Origin of the sequence: Achromobacter mucicolens (assembly GCF_029866465.1) — a bacterium.
In the GTDB taxonomy this organism is placed as follows: domain Bacteria; phylum Pseudomonadota; class Gammaproteobacteria; order Burkholderiales; family Burkholderiaceae_B; genus Achromobacter; species Achromobacter mucicolens.
In genome coordinates this window covers 1,126,892-1,143,950 of sequence record NZ_CP123364.1, presented here as the reverse complement: position 1 = coordinate 1,143,950, position 17,059 = coordinate 1,126,892, and the positions used below count along the sequence as shown (strand labels likewise).

The 17,059-nt window shown below is 66.0% G+C and carries 16 protein-coding genes and 2 tRNA genes; 2 read left to right on the top strand and 16 right to left on the bottom strand.

Features of this window, described 5'->3' with window-relative positions; genetic code table 11:
- Positions 1-6: 6 nt before the first annotated feature.
- The 12 genes from QEP15_RS05175 to QEP15_RS05120 all read right to left on the bottom strand — a co-directional run bounded on the left by QEP15_RS05175 (position 7) and on the right by QEP15_RS05120 (position 11,836).
- Positions 7-1,494 (bottom strand): DUF6844 domain-containing protein, encoded by a 1,488-nt coding sequence (locus tag QEP15_RS05175; RefSeq protein WP_280148534.1) that lies wholly within the window; start codon positions 1,492-1,494, stop codon positions 7-9.
- 11 nt (positions 1,495-1,505) lie between these two features.
- Positions 1,506-2,126, bottom strand: a complete 621-nt coding sequence (locus QEP15_RS05170) for a penicillin-binding protein activator LpoB (RefSeq protein ID WP_056321546.1) — start codon at positions 2,124-2,126, stop codon at positions 1,506-1,508.
- Positions 2,127-2,139: 13 nt separating this feature from the next.
- Positions 2,140-2,583, bottom strand: coding sequence for a putative periplasmic lipoprotein (locus QEP15_RS05165; RefSeq protein WP_280148533.1), 444 nt, complete (start codon positions 2,581-2,583; stop codon positions 2,140-2,142).
- A gap of 1 nt (position 2,584) precedes the next feature.
- Positions 2,585-4,066 carry a COG3014 family protein gene (locus tag QEP15_RS05160; protein WP_152383618.1) on the bottom strand — a complete coding sequence of 494 codons (1,482 nt, stop codon included), beginning with the start codon at positions 4,064-4,066 and terminating at the stop codon, positions 2,585-2,587.
- Positions 4,067-4,479: 413 nt separating this feature from the next.
- Positions 4,480-4,564 (bottom strand) — tRNA-Leu (locus tag QEP15_RS05155).
- A 140-nt stretch (positions 4,565-4,704) separates the two neighbouring features.
- Entirely contained in the window at positions 4,705-5,694 is a 990-nt protein-coding gene (locus tag QEP15_RS05150) for a Bug family tripartite tricarboxylate transporter substrate binding protein (RefSeq protein WP_175156788.1), read from the bottom strand.
- A gap of 84 nt (positions 5,695-5,778) precedes the next feature.
- Positions 5,779-6,972, bottom strand: coding sequence for an alpha-hydroxy acid oxidase (locus tag QEP15_RS05145; RefSeq protein ID WP_152383616.1), 1,194 nt, complete (start codon positions 6,970-6,972; stop codon positions 5,779-5,781).
- Complete coding sequence (hglS, locus tag QEP15_RS05140) at positions 6,969-8,354, bottom strand: 2-oxoadipate dioxygenase/decarboxylase HglS (RefSeq protein WP_152383615.1); 1,386 nt, start codon at positions 8,352-8,354, stop codon at positions 6,969-6,971. Before hglS ends, QEP15_RS05145 begins: the two co-directional genes overlap by 4 nt.
- Positions 8,355-8,436: 82 nt before the next feature.
- On the bottom strand, positions 8,437-9,378 hold the full coding sequence (locus tag QEP15_RS05135; RefSeq protein WP_152383614.1) for a LysR substrate-binding domain-containing protein: 942 nt from the start codon (positions 9,376-9,378) through the stop codon (positions 8,437-8,439).
- A 77-nt stretch (positions 9,379-9,455) separates the two neighbouring features.
- Positions 9,456-9,938: a preprotein translocase subunit SecG gene (gene secG, locus QEP15_RS05130; RefSeq protein ID WP_108006533.1), complete on the bottom strand. Its 483-nt coding sequence runs from the start codon at positions 9,936-9,938 to the stop codon at positions 9,456-9,458.
- Positions 9,939-9,959: 21 nt separating this feature from the next.
- Positions 9,960-10,706: a triose-phosphate isomerase gene (tpiA, locus tag QEP15_RS05125; RefSeq protein WP_175156789.1), complete on the bottom strand. Its 747-nt coding sequence runs from the start codon at positions 10,704-10,706 to the stop codon at positions 9,960-9,962.
- A 152-nt stretch (positions 10,707-10,858) separates the two neighbouring features.
- Positions 10,859-11,836 (bottom strand): NAD(P)H-quinone oxidoreductase, encoded by a 978-nt coding sequence (locus QEP15_RS05120; protein ID WP_152383613.1) that lies wholly within the window; start codon positions 11,834-11,836, stop codon positions 10,859-10,861.
- Between the two features lie 124 nt (positions 11,837-11,960).
- On the opposite strand from QEP15_RS05120, the gene QEP15_RS05115 reads away from it, so the two are divergent.
- Positions 11,961-12,048: transfer RNA gene (locus tag QEP15_RS05115), tRNA-Ser, on the top strand.
- 63 nt (positions 12,049-12,111) lie between these two features.
- Positions 12,112-12,549: a universal stress protein gene (locus QEP15_RS05110; protein ID WP_280148532.1), complete on the top strand. Its 438-nt coding sequence runs from the start codon at positions 12,112-12,114 to the stop codon at positions 12,547-12,549.
- A 1-nt stretch (position 12,550) separates the two neighbouring features.
- On the opposite strand, the gene QEP15_RS05105 is transcribed toward QEP15_RS05110, so the two are convergent.
- The 4 genes from QEP15_RS05105 to QEP15_RS05090 form a co-directional block, all read right to left on the bottom strand.
- Entirely contained in the window at positions 12,551-13,468 is a 918-nt protein-coding gene (locus QEP15_RS05105) for a hydroxymethylglutaryl-CoA lyase (RefSeq protein ID WP_175156791.1), read from the bottom strand.
- Between the two features lie 16 nt (positions 13,469-13,484).
- Positions 13,485-14,444: a Bug family tripartite tricarboxylate transporter substrate binding protein gene (locus QEP15_RS05100; protein ID WP_056321498.1), complete on the bottom strand. Its 960-nt coding sequence runs from the start codon at positions 14,442-14,444 to the stop codon at positions 13,485-13,487.
- Between the two features lie 75 nt (positions 14,445-14,519).
- Positions 14,520-15,728, bottom strand: a complete 1,209-nt coding sequence (locus tag QEP15_RS05095; protein ID WP_152383611.1) for a CaiB/BaiF CoA transferase family protein — start codon at positions 15,726-15,728, stop codon at positions 14,520-14,522.
- Positions 15,729-15,901: 173 nt separating this feature from the next.
- Positions 15,902-16,816: a LysR family transcriptional regulator gene (locus tag QEP15_RS05090; RefSeq protein WP_056321494.1), complete on the bottom strand. Its 915-nt coding sequence runs from the start codon at positions 16,814-16,816 to the stop codon at positions 15,902-15,904.
- Between the last annotated feature and the right edge of the window lie 243 nt (positions 16,817-17,059).

The following is a 17,059-nucleotide window of genomic DNA, read 5'->3' as shown; positions in this document are numbered from 1 at the left end:
CCGCCGTTAAAAGTCATGCTTGCTGTTGATGGACTTCGACGAGCGGTTCTGGTCGGTAGCCGTGGCGGCCGCGCCGTTCGGCTGCGCGCCGTTGCCGCGCCCGCGCATCTGCGCGTCGATGGCGTTGGCGTTCTCCAATTGCCCGTACGTCCACCCCACCACGGTTCCCACGTGTTCGACGCCGTTGCCGTCCTGGGTGGACCAGCGCTTGACGATGCTGGTGCCACGCAACTCGCCGCTTGCCGACGCCGTGCCGGTGCGCGACCGCTTCTGGATCGTTTCGGCGATCTGTTCCTTGATCTGCTGGCTCTGGCCAACCTTGCCGTTCTCGATCTCGGTCACCTGGCGGGCCAGGTCTTCGTTGACGTCGCCCGTCTCCGTGTTCTCGGAGATCCGGATGTTGTTGTTCATGAAGGCAACGATGTTCGCCTCGGCCATCGCCTGCGCGATACCCTGGGCCGTCTGCTTGGCGCGAATCGCGCGCGACGCGCTCCAGCTCGGGTCCATCGGCACCGATGCGCGGCCATAGGACAGCAGCATCGGACGACCGGCCTCGTCGTAGGTAAATCGCAGGCCGACCTCGTTCAGATAGCCCTTTTCATTGGCGGGCAGCAGATCCTTGAGCACCTTGGGGTCGCCCTTGACCAGCGTCGGCCGCTTGCGCGCGATGTCCTGCGCAAATTGCCGGGTCTTTTCGGACTGCACCGCAATGACCGCCACCAGCATGGCCTTCTTGCCATTTGCCGTCTGCGAGAAGATGCGCGTCTGCACCGGCACGAGGCCTTGCATGTTCTGGTAGGCCGACTTGGTCACGCTCTTGCTCAGATTGTCCTTGAACAGCGTTTTCTTCTGTTCCACGGTCATCTTCTTGACGTCCTCCGCCGGGACGCCCTCCTCGACCAATGCGTTATCGAGTTTCTTGTCGAGCAGCGTCAGCGCCTTGTCGATCAAGGCTTCCAAGCGTCCGCCACCGGCTTTCAGCGCGGCTTCAAGCTCCACCGGATCGAAGACGTCCTTGTTGCTGGACTGGTCCTCAAAACGCGTCAGGATCGTCTGGGTGGTCAGGCGGCCATAGGTCGACAGGATGTAATCGGCCTGCATGTCGAACACGGCGCGCTCGTAGGCCAGGGCCAACTGCGTGCCGTAATGCGGATTGGCCGCACTGTCGACCGACAGCGGCGCAAAGCCGGCGTAGAAGACTCGCCCATCCTGGGCCTTGCCCATCGCCTGGCCGAACTGCTCTTCGAATTCGGCCACCCAGTCTTCGTAGCTCTGGACGGGCTCATCGCCCATGGCATTGGCGCCGGTGGCCTTGTCAAGCAACGCCTCCGGCGCCTGGCCGGGAACGGGGGTCACGGCGTGCGCGCCCGCTGCGGGTTGTGCTGCGGGCTGTGCTGCGGGCTGGGCCGGGGTTTGCGCCCGCGCGGTTTGCATCGGCGTGCCGGCTGCGGCAAGCAGGGACAACGCCAGGACGATCGGGGTGAATTTGAACATGACGCGGCCTCTTACCAAGCGAAATTCTGATTCGGCCCCAGCTTCTCGATGGGGATCAGGGATTGGAAAATTTCCAGGCCGGTATCACGCTCAACCACGCGGAAATCAAATTCGTACTCCAGCTGCTGCTGCTTCTGCGCCCCGTCGACAACCGTGCGCTGACGGATCGCGCCCCCCATTTCCAGATCGGACGCGACCACGGTGCCATTACGGGCGACCGTCTTCTGGTTGAACATCTTGGACTTGCTGAGTTGACGCGAGTCCTTCACGAAGTCCGTGCGTTCGGCGCCCGTCGCGCCGGTAAAGATGAACTGACCGGTCTTCGTCAGCGCGATCTTCATGCGCGAGGTCATGCTGGCGGTGTCGATGCGGAACGTCGTGTCGTTGACCACTTCGCCCATCTGCACGACCCAGCGGCCGCCGCCCGGCTTCTTGGCGTAGGGAGATTCCAGAAACTCCTGCACGGCCTTCTTCGACGCGTATTCAAAATCCGTGTTCTGCAGACCGAAGGACACCATGCCCGGCTGGCCGGTGCGGCTGAGATCGCCATTCGGGTTGCTGGAAACCACTGCCATGTTCTGGCAGCCCGCCAGCGACAGCGCCAGGAGGGCGATGAGAGATGCTTTTTTCATGGATGTTTGATGCTCAGTTTTCAACGTATATGCGCACGATGGCGCGCGTGGCCAGGGGATCCATGGCCGTGGACTGGATGATTTCCTGACGCCGAGGGTCCAACGCCAGGCCATCGACGACCTGGGCGCCGTTGACGACGCGGCGCCCGCAATCGTCAAACCACTGGACCGCGTATCGGACGCGCAGAATGACGCCGAAGGGCTGGGGGTCGCGCGCGTTGCGGACAGAGAACTGCACCGCCTTCATGCCGTTGCGCAGGTCTATCAACGCCGCGCCCTCCACCGCCGCCCCTTGCGGGCTGGCCTCATCCACGACCTGAAGGGCCGTTTCGGGGGCCAGTGTCATGTCGCAGGTGATGACCCGCGGCGCCGCGAGCGGCACCCGTGTTTCCCCCTGCACACCGCCAGCAATCCCCGCCAGCAGGACGATGGCCAATCCTCGAACAAGCGGCTGCATGTCAGAGACCACCGGCAACTTTGACCGGCGCGGCAGCTTGGGTGACCGGCGCCTGGGCCGGCAGCGGCTGCACGTACACAGCCGGCTTGCCCGCCGTGCCGGACGCTTTCACCAGCACCAGCGTATTGACGTCTTCCTGCAGCGGAATCTGTGCAAGGGATTCGCCCTGGGCAGCGGCCAGCGTCAGCAAACCGTCTTTCGGGCGGTCGACCACCACCATTTGCAGCGTGTCAGGCAGATTGGCCCAGGCGCGAACGTCCGCCTTGGTCAGGGCGTACTGCACGGCGCCGGTTCCCAGCTTCAGCAGCCCGGCCACCAGCGGATCCGCCTTCTGCTTGTCGATCTGGTTGTTCACAGCGGCCTGGGCGGTGGTCTTCAAGACCGTGGAAATCACGGCTTTGGCCACCACGCCCTTGTAGCCGGCATCGAACTCCAGCCCGGCCACTTCGTTCAGGTCGGTCAGGACGGCGGTTTCCTGCTGCGTCTTGCCCGAACCCACCTTCAGGCTGCCGTAGGCGGCCTGTCCGCGAACAAACTGGGGCAGCGCGATGCCGCTATAGGTGACCTTGTCGCTGACGATGAACAGGGGCAGGTCAATGCGAAACTCCTTGAACCCGGGTCCGACGCCGTCTTCGTACAGCACGATGACCTTGTTCTTCAAGACGCCCTTGCCCTGCTGCAGCTCCCGGCTCAGGTAGGCAAGGACCGCATTGCCGCCGCGCGTGGCGCTGGCGGCGTTGGCGCTTTTCAACATGTCCCGGGACACGTTCGAGCGTTTGTCGGACGTGGACGAGGACGTCGCACGGAAGACGGCGCTCATTGCGTCACCGGCCGACAGGCGGATCTTCGACGACTTCAATCCACTAGGCAGATCTTTCACGCCGTCGGCGATCTTGGGGCCCACCTCGCCCAGGCTTTTCTTGGCGCCTTCGCTCTTCTCGTCGGCCAGACCGGTCTTCACCGACGCGTTGACGGTATCGGAATAGGCCTTGAGCTGGGTCTGCGCGTTGCCCTGCCGGACCTGCAAGCGGTTGAAGTCCACCCGGGCATTGCTCTCGTCGCCCAGCATCAGATGGTTGATGGCCTGGTAGTAGTCGACGAGCGAGCCTTGGTAGATCTTGCCCTGATAGGCGCCGAACGCGCTGCTGGTCAGGGTCGTGCCGATCAGGTTGGCGACTTCGGCCGGCGTTTCGACCGTGTCTTCCTTCCAGTTCAACTGGGTGGCCGCGGCGTTGAAGGCGTCGCGGCTCAGCGCCCACATGCCGGCGTCGTTGAACGCCTTGCCCGCTTCCAGCGCGTCCAGCAGGCTGGCCGGGTCATACGTCGGTTGGCCCTTCGCGTCCAGGTAGCGCGCGGCATAAGCCTGGTAATCCGACGCGGCGAGATGGATGGAAGCGTCTTTCTCGCTTACGGTCCGCGTCCCCGCGCAACCTGACAGCACGGCAACAGCCGCAACCAGCACCCCCTTTCCCACCCACCCCATGCAGCGCATCCTGCTCTCCTTGTAGTTAATTCAAATACTTGGTTACATAGATCGGCTGCGATGGTAACACATGGTTATTTTTCAGCACATTTCAAGCGTAGTTTGTATCCCGCTTGTGACAGGTCGGGGGCCTTCAGCGCGCACGCTCAGGGCGTGAGCGGTTTGCGGAGATCGGGAAACGGACGGGGAGTCACGAGGGAATCGCGCCATCAGGACGAGCAGGCGGATAGCGGATCGAAGGGGATGTCGCCGGGGAGATCGGCGAAGATGACGACGGGATGCAACCGAGCCAGGCGGAGCCCGGCCGATGGGGTGCCGAGCCCGACGGAGCTTGATGCCGAGCCCGGCGCCATCTGAACAACAAAAAACCCGCATCCTCAAAGAGAGATGCGGGTTCATTGCGAGGAATTTCTTGGTGCCGACGGCGAGACTCGAACTCGCACAGCTTTCGCCACTACCCCCTCAAGATAGCGTGTCTACCAATTTCACCACGTCGGCTTGACCACTCCAACAAGGCGAACCTTGCTGGAAAGTCGAGCATTCTATCACGTAATTTTGAAAGCGGGAAAGCCGTCCCGCTTTATCCGTGAAGCGGCTGACGCGAGGGTCATCGCTGCCCTCGCCCCCTGCCCCGCCGATCAGTTGATCTGCAGATTCGTCGCCTTGACCACGTCGCCCCACTTGCGGGTTTCGCTTTCCATGAACGCCTTGAACGCCTGCGGGGTGTTGGGCGGCGGGGGAAGCAAAAAGCCGTTGGTCTGGTAGCTGGCGGCCAGCGCCGAATCGGAGGTCAGGGCCTTGTTGATGGCAGCGTTGACCTTCTGCACGATCTCCGGCGGGGTGCCGGCGGGCGCGAAGAGGCCAAACCAGGCCGCCACGTCAAAGCCCGGCACACCGGACTCGGCGATGGTCGGGATCTCGGGCGCGAACGGCACGCGGCTGGCGGTGGTGACGGCCAGGCCCGTCAGTTTGCCGGCGCGCACGTGTGGCAGGAGCGGCGGCAGGTTGTCGAAGATGGAGTCCACCTGGCCGCCCAGCAGGTCGGCCACGGCCGGACCGCTGCCGCGGTACGGAACGTGCAGGATGTCGATGCCGGTCTTCATCTTGAAGAGCTCGCAGCCCAGGTGGGCGGACGAACCGTTGCCGGGCGAGGCGCAGGTCAGCTTGCCGGGATTCTTCTTGGCGTACTCGATGTATTCCTGCACGGTCTTGACCGGCACGTTCGCGTTGACCGCGAGGATGTTGGGCACCACGTTCAGCAGCGCGACCGCGTCCAGGTCCTTGAGCGCGTCATAGGACATCTTGGAATACAGCGACTGGTTGATCGCCGTGGAGATAGATCCCACGAAGAACGTATAGCCGTCCGGCTGCGCGCGGACGACGGTCTCGGCGCCGATGTTGCTGTTGGCGCCCGGCTTGTTCTCGACCACGAAGGTCTGGCCGAATTCCTTGCCCAGCACGTCCGCGATCATGCGGGCGCTGATGTCGGTCGTGCCTCCCGGCGCGTAGCCCACGACCAGCCGCACGGGCTTGGTGGGATAGCCGTTTGCCTGGGCCAGGGCGGGGCCGCCCACGACACACGCGAGCGCCGCGGCAACGCCAGCCAGCTTGGAATAGATTTTTTTCATGTTTCCTCCTGTTGAAAGCGGTGGGGCGCGACGTTACGCCGCGCCATTTCTTGTTGTTGTCCGGGCCGGGCGGCCCGGTGGGAATCAGACGGCCGGCCGGGAACTCCAGGGTCCGGCCGGTTGCACCGGCGCGATCAGGTCCGGCGTGACGTCGGCAAGCGTGCCGCAGCCCAGCAGCGCCATGTTCGTGGAAATCTCGCTGTGAAAGATCCGCGCCACCTTGCGGATGCCGGCGGCGCCCGCCACCGCCGCGCCAAAGAGCTGCGGGCGGCCGGTGAACACCATGCGCGCGCCCAGGGCCACGGCCTTGAGCACGTCGGCGCCGCGCCGGAAGCCCCCGTCGACCATCACGGGATAGCCTTCGGGCACCGCGGCCACGACATCGTGCAATGCCTGCAGCGGCGAAATGCAGCCGTCGAGCTGGCGGCCGCCGTGGTTCGACACGATCACGCCGTCCGCGCCCGCCGCATGCGCCATCCGCGCATCGTCGGGGTGCATGACGCCCTTGAGCACCAGCTTGCCCGGCCAGTTCTCGCGGATCCAGCGGATGTGTTCCCACGACAGCTTGTCGCGCTCGCCGCGAAAGCCGTTGGGCGGGTCCTGCGTGATGGGCGGGCCGATCTCTTCGTACAGGTTCGAAAACCGGGGCACCCCGCTGCCCAGCAGCGTGCGCATGAAGACGTTCAGCGTCCAGCGCGGATGCAGCATGCCGTCCAGCACGACGCGGCCGCTCATCTTGAACGGGACGGTGAAGGCCAGCCGTTGCAGGTTCTCGCGGTTGGCGCCCACGCAGGTGTCGATGGTGACCACCAGCACGGGGATGCTGGCCGCACGCAGCCGCGCCAGCAGCTTGCCGATGCGATCGATGTTGCCCGGCAGATAGGCCTGGTACCAGCAGCGGTTGCCGGTCGCCGCCTGCAGGCGTTCGAGCGGCACGCTGGAGGCGCCGCTGATGATGAACGGAATCCGTGCCTCCTGGGCCTCGCGCGCCAGCGCCAGATCGCATTCGTGCATAACGATGGCCGAGAAGCCGGTCGGCGCGAAGCCCACCGGCATGGCGTAATCCTGGCCAAACAGGCTGACCTGGCTGCTGCGCTGGTCCACCACGCGCAGCCCGCGCGGCCGAAAGCCGATGTCGCGCGGGGCACGCACGCTCTCGGCCAGCGACGCGCCGTCTTCCGTGCCGCCGCAGATGTAGCCTTCGACGCAGCGCGGCATGATGCGCCGCGCCTCGCGTTCGAAGTCACCCACCGACAGGCAGCGATCCAGCCGGCTCATGCGTCCACGGGCGCGGCGAGCGCCTGCAGGCAGGCCTCGAGCGAGCGCGCCTGCGTGTCGTCGTAAAGCGCCAGCTCATCCAGCACGCGGGCGCCCAGCGCGGCTTCAAATGCCGTCTGGCTCGCATTCTGCGCGTACTCGGCCTGCGCCTTGTCGCCCAGGTTCGACTGGAAGATGCCGGCCGCGCTGACCGGCAGGAAGTCTTCGTACACCAGCGGTTCGTATTGGATGAACCCCGCGTCGATCAAGGCGGACAGTTCGGACGTCTCCGGCGTGCCGGCCTTGCCCGTCAGGAAGTATCGGAAGTACGCCAGCCCCTGGTCATGCAACGCCGCGTAGTTGTCGGGAAATGCCGCAAAGCAATCCTGCAGGTTCTGCATGTAGGCGGCCGCGTTGCCTTCGTTGGGTGCGCCGCTGATGCGGCTGCGGGCCAGATCCAGCAGCTGGTCGTACAGCGCACGGCCCTTGCGGGTCAACGCCACGCCACGCTGCTCGATCTCGCCAAAGCGGGCCGTGTGGCTGCCCACCGCACTGGCGCCGTCGGCGCCCGCAAAACGCACGGGCTCTTCCAGCGCCTTGAAGCTGGTCTGACGCAGCAGGATCGGGCACTTGCGCGGCGGCGGGCCTTCGATGACGGCCTTGGCCGACACGCCGCGCCGCGGCATCTCGGCCTGCGCTTCGTCGATGTCCAGCGTGCGCGGAGTCAGGTGATTGATGTGCGGGCCCTTGAACGCCACCACGTCGGCGATCAGGCGATGCTGGCCGTGCAGCTCGCGGTAGTCGTCCAGGCTGACCGTGGACTCGCTGTGCCAGCGGAACGTATGCAGCGCCTCGGCGACAAACTCGCGGGCGTCGGCCTCGGTGAGGCCGCCTTCCGCCTCGAAGCGGGCGGTCAGCGCCAGCGCGCGGTCCGTGAAGATCTGGCGCGCCGCCAGGATGCGGGCGGCCTTCTCGCGCAGCGCCACGTCATCGATCAGTTCCAGGCGCAGCAGCGACGTGAAAACGCGGAACGGGCTGGCCTGCAGCGCTGCCTCGTGCGTGGCGCGAAAGGCCGTCGAATGCACGGGCACGCCCGCAGGCGACAGATCGTAGTAGCCGACCGGCTGCATGCCCATCACGGCAAACACGCGGCGCATGTTCGCCAGTTCCTCGGGCGTACCGACGCGGATCGCGCCGTGGCGTTCGATGTCCAGGCGTTCGATCTCGCCGGTGCGCGCCAGTTGCGCGGCCAGTTCCGGCTGCTCGGACATCGTCCGCGCATTGACCTGCGCTACAAGATCCAGCAGGGTGTCGTACAGCGGGACTTCCTGCTTGTACATGTCGGACATGGCGCGCGAAAACCAGGCGCGGATCTGATCGGGATTGACGAAATTCTGACTCATGGCGGGCTCGGCACATCGGTAAACAAGGATGGCCCGCATGAGATCACGCCCGCCGGGGCTCGATCAAATGAAAAAAATCGGCTTAATCAGTCCGTTTTTTCATGGACTGCCCGCGCGTGCCGCCCCGCGCCTCCTGCTGGCGCGCCTCGTCGCGCACCCACGCGACGAACTGCTTGATCTTGGGCACCTCGGCGGAGTGTTCGGAATACGCCACAAAGTACGCGCCGTCACTGGGCTGCACATAGCCCCATGGGATGACCAGCTTGCCGGCTTGCAGCTCTTCCTCGGCCAGCAGACGCGGCGTCAGCGCGATGCCGCAGCCGCCCTCGGCCGCCCGCACGCACATGTAGAACGTGTCGAACCGCGGACCGTGATAGCTGCTGTCCGACTGATACTGCTGATGCGAGAAGTAGTCGTGCCACGCCTCGGGACGCGACGCGCACTGGATCAACGTCTGTTGGCTCAGTTCGTCCAGGTTGGCAATCCGGCCGCCGCGCAGGAAACCGGGCGCGCACACCGGCACGACGTCGGCCTCGAAGAGTTCCAGGCACTGCGCGCCGGGCAACGTGCCGTGGCCAAAGAAGAACGAGATGTCGATCTTGGCCTGCATCAGGTCGAACGGGCGGGTTTCGCTGCGCACCTTGACCTGGATGTCCGGATGCGCGGCCATGAAGCGCTGCAGCCGCGGGATGAGCCAGCGCGAGCCGAAGGTGGGCTGGGTGCCGATCGTCAGCACCTGCGTTTCACTGCCGTAGGTCAGGATGTACCGCGAGGACATGTCCACCTGGTTCAGGATGGTCCTGACCTCGGATTGGTACAGCGCGCCGGCCGGCGTCAGTTGCAGCCGGCGGCGCACGCGCAGGAACAGCGGATTGCGCAGCAACGCCTCAAGCTGCGCAATCTGTTTGCTGATCGCGCTTTGCGTCATGTGCAGCTCTTCGGCGGCACGCGTGACGCTCATGTGCCGCGCCACCGCCTCGAAACACTGGAGCGCCATCATCGACGGCATCAATCGCTTTTCCATGGTTTCCCCACGCGGATCGCTTCAATATCGCAAGCATAAAAAAAGCCGGCTTGCGCCGGCCTTTCTGCTGCAGTCCCTTACTTTGCCGGAGCGGCGGGGGCTTGCGCCGGCTTTTCAGCGGCAGGCGCAGCCGGCGTGGCCGGGGCCGCGGGCACGGAGGCGTCGGGCGTGGCGGGAGCCGGGGTGGCAGGCACCGACGACGCGCCCGGCACGGACGATGCGCCCGGCGTGGCGGGCACCGAGGAGCCCGGGGCCTGCGGGACCGAACGGTCGGCCGGGAAGCTTTGCATCACGCCGGAATCCACGGCGGGACCGCTGGTGCCCTTGTGGCTGAAGTAAGCCAGGCCAGCGGTGGAGGCAAAGAACACGACCGCGGACCACTTGGTGGCGCGCGACAGGAAGTTCGCCGCGCCAGTGGCGCCGAACAGGCTGCCCGACGAGCCGCTACCGAAAGCGGAGCCCATGTCGGCGCCTTTGCCCTGCTGAAGCAGGACCAGGACGATGATAGCCAGCGCCGAGATCACTTGGACGGCCAGCAGAATTTTGAGCATCAGGGGCATTACAGACTCCGGAACGGAAACTTAGATGGCGGCAATTCGCAAAAACTCTTCGGCCACGAGCGACGCGCCGCCGACCAGGGCTCCGTCGATATCAGTCATGGCGAACAAACTGGAGGCGTTGGCGGCCTTGACGCTGCCGCCGTACAACACCTGAACCTGCGCAGCGCCGAGCGCGCGCAGGGCGGCGCGGATGGCGCCATGGACTTCCTGGGCCTGCTCCGGCGAGGCCGTGCGGCCGGTGCCGATGGCCCAGACGGGTTCGTAGGCGAGAACCATGCGCGAGACGGCGTCGGCGCCCAGCGCCAGCACGGGCTTGAGCTGCCGTTCGATCACGGCCAGCGTGTTGCCGGCTTCGCGGTCAGCCAGGGATTCGCCCACGCAGACCACGGGCGTCAGGCCGGCGGCCAGCGCCGCCTTCGCCTTGGCGGCCACGATCTCGTCGGTTTCGCCGTGCAGGACGCGGCGCTCAGAATGGCCGGCCAGCGCCCAGCGGCAGCCGAACTCTTTCAGCATCGAACCGGAGACTTCACCCGTGTACGCACCCTTGTCGTGCGCGCTGACGTCTTGCGCGCCCCAGGACACGCTGCTGCCGGTGAGGGCCGACGCGGCCTGCGCCAGGTAGGGAAACGGAACGCAGATGCCGATTTCGCAGTGGCCCGCCGCATCCGCGGCACGAAGCTCGGTCAGCAACGCGGCGTTCTCGGCGAGATTGCCGTGCATCTTCCAGTTGCCCAGCACGAGGCGGGCGCGATTTTCGACTGAAGTCATGGCGAATTTGTCTGACGATTGGGTCTGAGGTGGGAGGACCTGTTACAGGGGCTTTGTGCAGCAACCGCCCACGGGCCTGCCTGGAAAAAATTCCAGGCGAAACCCGAGATTGTATCCTGTTGCGCGGCGATACGCCGAACGCCGCGCGTTTCTTACATGGTCAGGATGATTTTGCCGATGTTTTCCCCGCCTTCCATCATGGCGTGCGCCTTGGAGGCCTCGGCCAGCGGGAAGGTGGCATGGACGATGGGCTTGATGGCCCCTTTTTCCAACAACGGCCAGGCGTGCTCGCGCAGGGCACGCGCGATGGCGCCCTTGAAGGCCACCGGACGGGGACGCAAGGTCGAGCCGGTAATGGTCAGGCGGCGGCGCATGACCTGGGCGGCATCCACATTGGCGTGCGAGCCGCCAAGCTGCGCAATGATGACGATGCGGCCGTCATCGGCCAGGCACTGCATGTCGCGGGCGATATAGTCGCCGGCCACCATGTCCAGGATCACGTCCACGCCGCGTCCGCCGGTGGCGTCCAGCACTTCCTTCACGAAATCCTGCGTCTTGTAGTTGATGCCCTTGTCGGCGCCCAACGCCTCGACGGCGCGTGCGCGATCATCGCTGCCGACGGTCGCGTACACCTTATGCCCCATCGCACGCGCCAGCTGGATGGCCGTGGTGCCGATGCCGCTGGCGCCGCCGTGAACCAGCAGCGCCTCGCCCTCGGACAGGCGGCCGCGATCGAACACGTTGCTCCACACCGTGAAATACGTCTCGGGCAGGCCCGCGGCCTCGATGTCGGACAAGCCCTTGGGAATCGGCAGGCACTGCGCCACGGGCGCAACGCAGTATTCGGCATAGCCGCCGCCGGCCACCAGGGCGCAGACCTTGTCGCCCACGGCAAAACCGCTGCCAGCCACGTCGCCGCCGACGATCTCGCCGGCGACTTCCAGGCCCGGCAGATCGGACGCGCCACGCGGCGGGGCATAGTTGCCCTTGCGCTGGAACACGTCGGGGCGGTTGATGCCCGCAGCGGTCACTTTGATGAGAACTTCGCCGGCGCCGGCCTCGGGCGTGGGACGTTCCACGGGGACGAGAACCTCGGGGCCGCCGGGGCGGGTGATTTCAACAGCGTGCATCGCGTGCCTCCTTTGCAGCAAATGGATTATTATTGCGCCCTTTGCGGCATATCGTGGCTTCGATCGGGCAGAATGTTTGCCTGGCGGCCGCGATACCTGGGTGACCACCCAGGCAAGCCCCCCCGGAAGCGTGGCAGAGTGGTCGATTGCACCGGTCTTGAAAACCGGCAACGGGCAACCGTTCGTGAGTTCGAATCTCACCGCTTCCGCCAGAATCAACGGCAACCGTCCCCTTCGGGCGTACCATGGACGGGAGATTCCCCCTGGAGGTTGCCATGTACAAGCACATACTCATCCCCATCGACGGATCCAGCCTGGCCAATTCCGGCCTGGAGCAAGCGCTTGCGCTTGCCCGCGAGTTGGGCGCCAGCGTCACGGTCCTGACCGTGTACAGCCCTTTCCAGATGCCTTCCATGGAAACCGTGCAGTTCGAAGGCATGCGCGGCGTCTACGAGAACCAGGCGCGCGAACTGGCCAGTTCCTATTTGTCCGAAGCCGCCGGCAAGGCCAGCACCGCGGGGGTGGCCTGCGTCACGGAACTGCGCGAAAGCGAGTCGCCGTACCAGGTGATCGTGGACGTGGCCATGACGCGCAATTGCGACCTGATCGCCATGTCCTCCCACGGCCGCGGCGGCATGGCCGCGCTGCTGCTGGGCAGCCAGACCCAGAAGGTGCTGGCGCACAGCACGCTTCCAGTTCTGGTGTATCGCTGAGCTACGCGGCCGCGTAGGTCTTGGGAATGCCGGCGGCGGCCACGCCGCTGCGCAGTCTTTCCTGCGGCAGTGAATCGGCCAGGAGCGGGCGCGCCGCCAGCAGGCGGGACAGGTCGACACCGGTCCGAAAGCCCATGCTTTCCAGCATGAACACCAGATCTTCCGTGACGATGTTGCCCGAAGCCCCCGGCGCGAACGGGCATCCGCCCAGCCCGCCCAGGCAGGAATCGAAGGCGCGGATGCCCTCGTCCAACCCCGCCAGCGCGTTGGCCAGGCCCAACCCCATCGTGTCGTGCAGATGCAGCTTGGTCAGCCGTGCCCCCACCGCGTCCTGCGCGGCCCGCACCGCCTCGCGCACCCGTCCGGGGTGGGCATAGCCCACGGTATCGGCCAGGGCGATTTCGTCGGCGCCGGCGCTCGCCACCGCTTGCGCGACGTCGGCCACGCGCCGCACGGGCACCTCTCCTTCCATCGAACAACCGAACGCCGTGGCAACGGCCGCATCGATGCGCATGGGCCGCGCCTGTGCGCGAACCCAGTCGACGATGGCGGCCAGCATGTCGACCTGCGCGTCGGTGCCTTTGCCGACGTTGGCGCGGCTATGCGTGTCGCTGACCGACACCGGAAACGCCAGCACATGCGCGCCCGCCTCATATGCCGCGATCGCGCCCTTCAGGTTGCAGGCCAGCGCGCACACGGTCAGCCCGTCGATCTTCAGGACCTCGGGCAGGATGTCGCCGGTGTCCGCCATCTGCGGCACGAGGCGCGGCGACACGAAGCTGCCCACCTCGATCTCTCGCAGGCCGGCGTCGGCCAACTGCCGGATCCAGCGCAGCTTGTCGGCGCCCGCCATCATGCCGTTGGCCATCTGCAGTCCGTCGCGCGGCCCGACCTCGCAAAGCCTGACTTCCTGGTTCATATGGGTTCCCGTGATCCTATTGCTGAATGACGATGCCGGCGCTCTTGATGGTTTGCCGCGCCTTGCCGATGTCCGACTGGATCAGCGCCGCAAACTGCGCGCTGGACACCGGATCGGTCTCCAGTCCCTGTGCCGCCAGCGCGTCCTTCACGTCCTGCCGGGCAAGCAGCTTGTTGAAGTCGGTGTTCAAGCGAGCCACGATGGCGTCCGGCGTCTTGGCTGGGGCAAGCACGCCGTAGTAGGTCACCACGCTGAAGTCCTTGTATCCCAGCTCGGCCACGGTCGGCACGTCGGGCAAGGCGGGATTGCGCTTGGGTGAAGTCACCGCCAGCGCGCGCACCTTGCCGGACTTGATCAGCGTGGCCGCCGAGGAAATCGACGAACCCGCGAACTGCAAATGGCCGCCCATCAGGTCGGCCAACGCCGGGGCGGACCCTTTGTAGGGCACGTGCTGCATCTTGAAGCCGGCTTCGTGCTGCAGCATCTCCATGGCGATGTGCACGCCGCCGCCCGTGCCCGACGTGCCATACGAGATCTTGTTGGGTTCCTTCCTGGCCGCCTCGATCACCTCGGGCAACGTCTTGTAGGGCGATCCCTCGGCCACCAGCAGCACCATCGGCGTGGTGGCCACCAGCGCCACGGGCGTCAGGTCCTTGACGGGGTCGTAGGCCACTTTCATCAGCAGCGGAATCAGCGTGACGTTGTCGGACTGACCGATCACCAGGTCATAGCCCTGCGCGGGCGACCGCGCGGCTTCCGCCAGGCCCAGCGCGGTGCCAGCACCAGGTTTGTTCTCGGGCACCACCGCCCAGCCGTTCAGCTCGTGCAGCTTGGTGCTCATCAGGCGGCCGATGTAGTCGGTGCCGCCGCCTGGCGTGGACGGGATGATGATGCGGATGGGCTTGCTGGGATAGTCCTGCGCGTTTGCAGCACATGCCACGGCCAATGCGGCCAGCGCAACGAGTTTGCGGATCATGGTTGTCTCCTCTTTGATGGATGTCTTGGCGGTCTGGCGCCGCCTCGACAGGGATCGGGCGCTACTGCCCGTCGTTCATGCAATCACTCCCGAAGCGCGCAACGCGTCGATGCGCGCGGCATCCAGCCCCAGGCCCTGCAGAATCGCGTGAGTCTGCGCGCCCTGCGTGGGTGGATCGAACCGCTTGCCCGCCTTGCGGCCGTCGAACTCGATGGGCAGCGCGGCGGCCGAGATTTCGCCGCCGTCCGGCAGCCGCGTTTTCAAGAGCGCCCCGCCAGCGTTCAAGTGCGCATCGTCGAGCAGGTCGTGCGGCTGGCGGATCGGGCCATACGACAGGTTGGCCTCTTCCAGCGCGGCGCACAGGTCGTCGGTCTTCCAGGCCTTCAGGATCTCGCCCACGCCCGGCACCAGCCACGACCGCGCGGCTTCGCGATCGACGGCGGTCGCCAGGCGCGGGTCCGCGGCCCACTCGGGCGGCAGGAATTTCTGCGCGAAGTTGCGCCATTGCGCATCGCCCACCACCGCGACGAACACGCGGCCATCCGCCGTTTCGAAGACGTCGTACACGCCCCATGGCGGCTTGCGCTCCGCGCCCATGGGTTTGGGCGCCGTGCCCGTCAGCTGGAACTGCGCGATGAACTGCGCAACGAGCAGAAGATTGTTTTCAAAGAGCCCGGACCGGACATGGCGTCCGCGGCCCGTCGCGTGGCGGTCGTGCAGCGCGGCCAGCGCGCCCACCACCCCGAACGTGCCGCCCAGGATGTCGTTGACCGACGCCGCCACCCGTTGCGGCGTGTCCGCGCCGCCGTTGATGTAGGCCAGCCCGCCCATCATCTGCACCACCTCGTCCAGCGCCGTGCGGTGCTTGTAGGGCCCGGACAGAAAGCCCTTGAGCGACACATAGATGAGCCCCGGATTCTCGGCTGACAGCGATTCATAATCCAGGCCGTATTGCGCCAGGCTGCCGTCGCGGAAGTTTTCCACGATCATGTCGGTCTGAAGCGCCAGCTTGCGCACGACCTCCTGCCCCTCCGGCGACTTCAAGTCGATCGCCAGGCTCTGCTTGTTGCGGTTGAAGACAGGAAAGTAGCCGCTGCCGGATCCCTTCAAGCGGCGCGTGCGGTCGCCATCGATGGGTTCCACCTTGATGACGTCGGCGCCCAGGTCCGCCAGCGACAGGCCGGCGGCCGGCCCCATGATCATGTGGGACAGTTCCAGGACCTTGATGCCGCGCAGGGGCAGTTCGGTGCTGTCCATGAAGGGTGAAGCCGGTGCTGCTGTCATCTCGGGTTCCTCTTGCCAGCCTGTTCGATGGAAGCGCGGCGGCGGCCAGGGAAACGCGCCCGCCGCCGCCCGCATGCCTGCATGATCGCGGGCGGGCGAGAAGGACGGGTAGCGGTCTTTCAGCACGGGGGCATTCTCGATTGGGAACGTCCGGGTTACCCCTGAGACGCCCGTCAGCTGCCCAGCACGCCCAGATGCGCCAGCAGCGCACGGGCGGCCGGCGACAAGGCGTCTGGATCCCGCACCGCGACACACAGCGGCGTGCTGGACCAGGGCCCCTCCAGCGGAATGAATCGGATGTCCAGGTGCGCCAGCCGCGCCTTCAGGTAATGCGGCACCACGGCCACGCCCATGCCGCGCGCCACCAGCAGGCAGATGGTCTCGTGCGAACTGACCCGCGCGCTGATGCGGCGCGACACGCCCGCGTCGCGCGCTGCCTGGTCGAACACGCTGCTGATGCCGTTGTCCCGGTTCAGCTCGATCAATTCGAACGGCAGCAATTGCGCGTACCCCAGCGTTTCGCGGTCGGCCAGCAGGTGCCGGCCGGGCACCACCGCCGCCAGTTCGCAATGGCCAAAGGGAAATACCTGAAGACCGTCGTGGCCGAAGTCCGATCCCGCCGCCACGTCCGCCTGCCCTTCCAGCACGGCACGAAAGGCCGTCTGCGTGGTGTCCTCTTCCAACGAAATGTCGATCTGCGGGTTCGCGCGGCGAAAAGACTGGATTTGCGCCGGCAGGTCACCCGACAGTGCCGCGAAACTGACCGCCAGCCGGATATGCCCGCGCACCCCGGTCGCGAATCCCGCCATGTCGCGGTGCATGCGGTCCATGTCTTCCAGCACGCGGCGCACGTGCGCGGCCAGCGCATCGCCCGCCGGCGTCGGCTGCACGCCCTTCACGCCGCGCTCGAGCAGCGGCACGCCAAACGCGTCCTCCATCTCCGACATGCGCTTGCTGACTGCGGACGGCACGATGTTTTCACGGGCGGCGGCGCGCGCCAGGCTGCCCTCTTCCAAGGCCGCCAGGAACAGGCGCAGGGAAACGGGGTCGATGTCGCGGGACGGCGGGGCGGGCGGACTGGGTTTCATGGCGCAAAGTGTCGTCCGGAGTCCGGGCCCGCAGGGATCGGGGTTTACCCGCGCGTGGCCGCGGCAACAATTCGCCGCCGCGCGCGCGGCCATGCGGTCTAGATGGTATAGTCTCGCCCGCTGCCGGCTCCACGCGGACCGCGCATCGCCCGAGTGGTGAAATTGGTAGACACAAGGGACTTGAACAAATTTGAGCCCTTTGGAGGAAACTCCAAAGGTGTAGCCCGTCAAACTCGGTGAAGG